The sequence below is a fragment of the Streptomyces albidochromogenes genome (assembly GCF_005981925.1).
Taxonomy (GTDB): domain Bacteria; phylum Actinomycetota; class Actinomycetes; order Streptomycetales; family Streptomycetaceae; genus Streptomyces; species Streptomyces albidochromogenes.
This window is the reverse complement of record NZ_VBVX01000375.1, coordinates 1-5,680: the sequence shown is the minus strand read 5'-3', so window position 1 is coordinate 5,680 and position 5,680 is coordinate 1. Positions and strand designations below refer to the sequence as shown.

The window sequence follows — 5,680 nt, the reverse complement described above, 5'->3', positions numbered from 1 at the left end:
CGGCCCGCCAGTACCGGGCGGCCTGCCGCAGCGGCAGGAAGTGCCCCTTCAGGTGCACGCGCACGACCGCGTCCCAGTCGTCCTCGTCCAGGTTGACGAGCATCCGGTCGCGCAGGAAACCGGCGTTGTTGACGAGGGTGTCGAGCCGCCCGAACGTCTCGACCGCCGCGGCGACCAGCGACTGCGCTCCCCGCGCCGACGCGATGTCGCCGCCGTGGGCCACCGCCTCTCCCCCCGCCGCCACGATCTCCTCGACGACGCGCCGGGCGGGCCCCGCCGACGTTCCCGCACCGTCCGGGCCGGCCCCGAGGTCGTTGACGACGACCTTCGCGCCCTCCGCGGCGAAGGCGAGCGCGTGCGCGCGGCCGAGGCCCCGCCCCGCGCCCGTGACGACGACGACCCGTCCTTCGCAGATTCCGCTGTCCGACGTCATGTCACTGCTCCCTGTTGGCTGTGGCGGCGTCGAGGAAGGCGGGGCGTTCCCCGCCGCCGTGGACGAGGAGGGACGCGCCGGTCACGTACGCCGCGCGTGCGGAGGCGAGGAAGACCGCCGCGTCGCCGATCTCGCGCGGCTCGGCGAGGCGGCCCGCCGGGACCGTACGCGCGACGGCCGCGAGACCGGCGTCGTCGCCGTAGTGCAGGTGGGCCAGCTCGGTGCGGACCATGCCGGGCACGAGCGTGTTCACCCGTACGCGGGGCGCCCACTCCACCGCCATCGACCGGGCCAGGTTCTCCAGCCCCGCCTTGGCCGCTCCGTACGCGGCCGTGCCCGGCGAAGGCCTGGTCCCGCTGACGCTACCGATCATCACGATCGAGCCGCCGGACGCCCGAAGGTGCTCGTACGCCGCGAGGGAGGCCCTCAGCGGGGCGGTGAGGTTCAGTTCGACGACCCGTGCGTGGCGCGCCGCCTCCCCTTCGTCAAGCAGCCGGTACGGCGTCCCGCCCGCGTTGTTGACCAGGACGTCGAGGCGTCCGTACGCCGCCGCGACATCGGCGAAGAACGCGTGGACGGCCGGGCCGTCCCGCAGGTCCAGGGGCCGGAACTCCGCCTCGCTCCCGCCCTCTTCGACCGCCGCGTCCGGCGGCCGGCGCGCGCAGACCACCACCCGGGCTCCCGCGGCCAGGAACGCCCGGGCGATGCCGGCGCCCACGCCGCGCGTGCCGCCGGTGACGACGGCGACCCTCCCTTTCAGTTCCATTCGCTGCTACCTTCCCACCTAACAAATGTTTGGTGGAAAGGTAGCTGATCCGCTCATGGGTGTCTCCACCGCACGCCCCGCAGGACCGGAAGGGGCGAAAGGGCCGGACAAGGCCGTCGCCGTCGTCACGGTCGACTTCCCGCCCGTCAACGCGCTTCCCGTGCGAGGCTGGTACGCCCTCGCCGACGCCGTCCGCGCCGCCGGCCGGGACCCGGACGTGCGCTGCGTCGTCCTCGCCGCCGAGGGCCGCGGCTTCAACGCCGGTGTCGACATCAAGGAGTTGCAGCGCGATCCCGGGCACGCCTCGCTCATCGGCGCCAACCGCGGCTGCGCCGAGGCGTTCGCCGCCGTCTACGAGTGCGAGGTGCCCGTCGTCGCGGCCGTCGGCGGCCACTGTCTGGGCGGCGGCATCGGCCTGGCCGGCAACGCCGACGCGATCGTCGCCTCCGACGACGCCGCCTTCGGCCTGCCCGAGCTGGACCGGGGCGCGCTCGGCGCCGCCACCCACCTCGCCCGTCTCGTCCCGCAGCACCTGATGCGCGCGCTGTACTACACGTCGCGCACCGCCACCGCCGCCGAACTGCACGCCCACGGCTCGGTCTGGAAGGTCGTCCCGCGCGCCCGGCTCCTCGCCGAGGCCCTCGGCCTGGCACGCGAGATCGCCCGCAAGGACGGCACCCTCCTGCGGCTCGCCAAGGCCGCGATCAACGGCATCGACCCGGTGGACGTACGCCGCAGCTACCGCTTCGAGCAGGGCTTCACCTTCGAGGCCGGCCTCAGCGGCGTGGCGGACCGCGTCCGCGCCGGCTTCGGCGACCACACCCGGGACCAGGAGGGCGGCCGGCCGTGACCGATAAGACGATGACCCCCGAAGAGGCCGTCGCGGGGCTCCGCAGCGGCATGACCGTGGGCATCGGCGGCTGGGGATCGCGCCGCAAGCCGATGGCTCTCGTCCGCGCCCTGCTCCGTACCGGCATCACCGACCTCACCGTCGTCTCGTACGGCGGCCCGGACGTCGGCCTCCTCGCCGCCGCCGGCAGGATCCGCGAACTCGTCACGGCCTTCGTCACGCTCGATTCGATCCCCCTGGAGCCGCACTACCGCGCGGCCCGCGAGAAAGGCGCCTTCGCGCTCACCGAGATCGACGAGGCGATGTTCATGTGGGGACTGCGCGCGGCGGCCAACCGGCTGCCCTTCCTGCCCGTGCGGGCCGGCATCGGCTCGGACGTGATGCGCGTCAACCCCGCGCTGCGCACGGTCACCTCGCCCTACGCCGACGGGGAGGAGCTCGTCGCCGTACCGGCGCTGCGCCTGGACGCCGCGCTGGTCCACCTGAACCGGGCCGACCGGCTCGGCAACGGCCAGTACCTGGGCCCCGACCCGTACTTCGACGATCTGTTCTGCGAGGCGGCCGACACGGCGTACGTCTCCTGCGAACAGGTGGTCGCGACGGCGGAGCTGACGCGGCAGGCGCCGGTGCAGAGCCTGCTCGTACAGCGCCACTACGTCACCGGGGTGATCGAGACGCCGGGCGGCGCGCACTTCACCTCCTGCGCCCCCGACTACGGCCGCGACGAGGCGTTCCAGCGGATGTACGCGGCCACGCCCTGGCCCGAGTTCGCCGCCCGCTTCCTGTCCGGGGACGAGAAGAGCTACCAGTGCGCCGTACAGGCCTGGCACGAGGAGCAGAAGTGACCGCCGCCGCACCTCCCACCCGCGCCGAGTACTGCGTCGTGGCCTGCGCCGAGACCTGGCGCGGCGACGGAGAGGTACTGGCGAGCCCCATGGGCACCGTCCCCGGCATCGGCGCCCGCCTCGCCGGACGCACCTTCTCGCCCGACCTGCTCCTCACCGACGGCGAGGCCCTGCTGGTCCGCCCGGACGGCACGCCGGAGGGCTGGCTTCCGTACCGCCGGCACCTCGCCATGGTCACGGGCGGCAGGCGCCACGTCATGATGGGCGCCAGCCAGCTCGACCGCTACGGCAACCAGAACATCTCCTGCATCGGCGACTGGCACCGGCCTGCCCGCCAGCTCCTCGGCGTACGCGGGGCGCCCGTCAACACGCTGAACAACCCGACGAGTTACTGGGTGCCCAAGCACTCCCCGCGCGTCTTCGTCGAGAAGGTCGACATGGTGTCCGGCGTCGGCTACGACAACGCGGCGGCGGCCGGCCCGAGCGCCACCCGTCACCACCGGATCCCCCGCGTCGTCACCAACCTCTGCGTCCTCGACTTCGACACGCCCGACCACTCGATGCGCCTCGCCGCGCTCCACCCCGGCGTCACCGCCGAGCAGGTCCGGCAGGCGACGGGCTTCGCCCTCACCGTGCCGGCCGACGTTCCGTACACCCGCGATCCCTCCCCCGAGGAGCTGCGCCTGATCCGCGAGGTCATCGATCCGGACGGCCTGCGCGAGCGGGAGGTCCGGCCCTGATGGAGACGGCGCTCACCGCACTCACCGGAGTCAGGCACCCGATCGTGCAGACCGGCATGGGATGGGTGGCGGGCCCCCGCCTCGTCTCGGCCGCCGCCGAGGCGGGCGCGCTGGGCGTCCTTGGCTCCGCGACGATGACCACCGAGCAGCTGCGCCACGCCGTACGGGAGGTCAAGTCCCGTACGGACGCGCCCTTCGGCGTCAATCTGCGCGCCGACGCGGGGGACGCGCGGGCCCGCGTGAGGATCGTCGTCGAGGAGGGCGTGAAGGTCGCCTCCTTCGCGCTCGCGCCCTCCCGGGACCTGATCGCCGAGCTGAAGGACGCGGGGGTCGTCGTCGTGCCGTCCGTCGGCGCGCGCCGGCACGCCGAGAAGGTCGCGGCCTGGGGCGCGGACGCGGTCATGGTGCAGGGCGGCGAGGGCGGCGGCCACACGGGCGAGGTGGCGACCACCGTCCTCCTCCCGCAGGTCGTCGACGCGGTGGACATCCCGGTGATCGCGGCGGGCGGCTTCTGCGACGGCCGTGGCCTGGTCGCCGCGCTGGCGTACGGCGCGGCCGGCATCGGGATGGGCACGCGCTTCCTGCTCACCTCCGACTCGACGGTCCCCGACCGGGTCAAGGCGCTGTACCTGGCGGCGGGCGTGCGGGACGTGACGGTGACGACGGCCGTCGACGGACTGCCGCACCGCATGCTCCGTACGGAACTCGTCGACTCCCTGGAGCGGGCGGGCCGCACGAGGACGCTGGCGCGGGCCGTGCGCCGGGCGGCGGGGTTCCGGAGGATCTCCGGGCTGAGCTGGGCGGCGGTGATCCGCGACGGTCTGGCCATGAGGCACGGCAAGGACTTGACGTGGAGCCAGGTCCTGCTCGCGGCCAACACCCCGATGCTGCTCAGGGCCTCCATGGTCGAGGGCCGCACCGATCTCGGCGTGATGGCGTCCGGGCAGGTCGCGGGCCTGATCGACGATCTGCCCTCCTGTGCGGAGCTGGTGGCACGTGTCATGGCCGAGGCGGACGACGTACTCGAACGGCTGCGGGCGCCCCGCTCGCCGTCGCTCCCCGCCCTGCCGACACCAGGGTGACCCCTCTCCCCACAGGAGTTGTCAGATGCCCCGTCCCCGAACCCGCCTCGGCCGTGCCTCCGCAAGCCCTCTCCACGGCCGCCGCTCCCGTTCAACGGGGCGACGAGATCCGCCGGGTCCCGCTCCAGGGCGCGGTCAACGTCCGTGACATGGGCGGGTATCGCACGTACGACGGGAAGGAGACGCGCTACGGGCAGGTCTACCGCGCCGACGCGCTCAGCAAGCTCACGGACGCCGACGTCGCCGCCCTCGGCCGGCTCGGCCTGGCGAAGGTGGTCGACTTCCGGGTCGCGCCGGAGGTCCAGTACGACGGTCCGGACCGTCTGCCGCCCGGCCTCGTCGCCACGTCCCGGCCGGTCACCGACAACGGCCTGTTCGCGCGGCTGCTGACCGCCATCGGGTCCGCGGACCCGGTGCGGCAGGAGGAGATGCTCGGGGGCGGCAGGGCCGAGGCGTTCATGCGGGACGTCTACCGCACGTTCGTCACGAGCCCCGAGAACCGGGCGCGGTTCGCCGAGACGCTGCGCGACCTCGCGCACAGCGACCGCCGCTCACCCGTGCTGTACCACTGCACGTCGGGCAAGGACCGTACGGGCTGGACGAGTTACGTACTCCTGCGGGCGCTCGGCGTACCGTCGCGCACGGCGGAGGGGGACTACCTGGCGTCGAACACCTACCGCGCGGCGCACGACGCCCGGGTGCGCGCGGGGCTGAAGCAGTCCGGACTGATGCAGAACCCGGATCTGCTGATTCCGCTCCAGGAGGTCCGGCTGGACTACCTGGACGCGGCCCTGGAGCGGGTGGAGGCGGAGTACGGCGGCCTGTACGGCTACCTCACGCGGGGCCTGGGCCTCGACCACCGCGCACTCGCCGGGCTCCGGGCGGCACTGCTGAGCCGCTGAGGGCCGGGCCCCGCACGCAGGCCCGCCCCCGGCCCGGTGACGGGACGGGGGCGGGACGGGGG

At 73.9% G+C, this 5,680-nt stretch carries 7 protein-coding genes; 5 read left to right on the top strand and 2 right to left on the bottom strand.

Translation table 11 applies throughout. The features are described 5' to 3' along the window. A partial coding sequence (locus tag E2E34_RS30390) for an SDR family NAD(P)-dependent oxidoreductase (RefSeq protein WP_138905080.1) occupies nucleotides 1–433 on the bottom strand: 433 nt, incomplete at its 3' end. 1 nt (nucleotide 434) lies between these two features. Further along, nucleotides 435–1,199, bottom strand: a complete 765-nt coding sequence (locus E2E34_RS30385) for an SDR family oxidoreductase (RefSeq protein WP_138905079.1) — start codon at nucleotides 1,197–1,199, stop codon at nucleotides 435–437. A gap of 55 nt (nucleotides 1,200–1,254) precedes the next feature. Here E2E34_RS30385 and E2E34_RS30380 point away from each other — a divergent pair, with 55 nt between their 5' ends. From E2E34_RS30380 to E2E34_RS30360, 5 genes are read left to right on the top strand one after another with little or no spacing between them, the layout of a single operon-like run. Then, nucleotides 1,255–2,049 (top strand): enoyl-CoA hydratase family protein, encoded by a 795-nt coding sequence (locus E2E34_RS30380; protein WP_138905078.1) that lies wholly within the window; start codon nucleotides 1,255–1,257, stop codon nucleotides 2,047–2,049. Next, nucleotides 2,046–2,894 (top strand): CoA transferase subunit A, encoded by an 849-nt coding sequence (locus E2E34_RS30375; protein WP_138905077.1) that lies wholly within the window; start codon nucleotides 2,046–2,048, stop codon nucleotides 2,892–2,894. The genes E2E34_RS30380 and E2E34_RS30375 overlap by 4 nt, the downstream gene beginning before the upstream one ends. Next, nucleotides 2,891–3,634 carry a CoA-transferase subunit beta gene (locus tag E2E34_RS30370; RefSeq protein ID WP_138905076.1) on the top strand — a complete coding sequence of 248 codons (744 nt, stop codon included), beginning with the start codon at nucleotides 2,891–2,893 and terminating at the stop codon, nucleotides 3,632–3,634. The genes E2E34_RS30375 and E2E34_RS30370 overlap by 4 nt, the downstream gene beginning before the upstream one ends. Then, nucleotides 3,634–4,716 (top strand): NAD(P)H-dependent flavin oxidoreductase, encoded by a 1,083-nt coding sequence (locus E2E34_RS30365; RefSeq protein WP_138905075.1) that lies wholly within the window; start codon nucleotides 3,634–3,636, stop codon nucleotides 4,714–4,716. The genes E2E34_RS30370 and E2E34_RS30365 overlap by 1 nt, the downstream gene beginning before the upstream one ends. A 53-nt stretch (nucleotides 4,717–4,769) precedes the next feature. Continuing rightward, the gene (locus tag E2E34_RS30360) at nucleotides 4,770–5,618 is read left to right on the top strand and encodes a tyrosine-protein phosphatase (RefSeq protein WP_244316275.1); all 849 of its coding nucleotides are present in this window, start codon (nucleotides 4,770–4,772) and stop codon (nucleotides 5,616–5,618) included. Nucleotides 5,619–5,680: the final 62 nt, after the last annotated feature.

Bases quoted from the DNA above. Each gene is read 5' to 3' on its own strand.
- E2E34_RS30380 (WP_138905078.1), top strand. From the start codon at position 1,255: ATGGGTGTCTCCACCGCACGCCCCGCAGGACCGGAAGGGGCGAAAGGG.
- E2E34_RS30365 (WP_138905075.1), top strand. From the start codon at position 3,634: ATGGAGACGGCGCTCACCGCACTCACCGGAGTCAGGCACCCGATCGTG.
- E2E34_RS30385 (WP_138905079.1), bottom strand. From the start codon at position 1,199: ATGGAACTGAAAGGGAGGGTCGCCGTCGTCACCGGCGGCACGCGCGGC.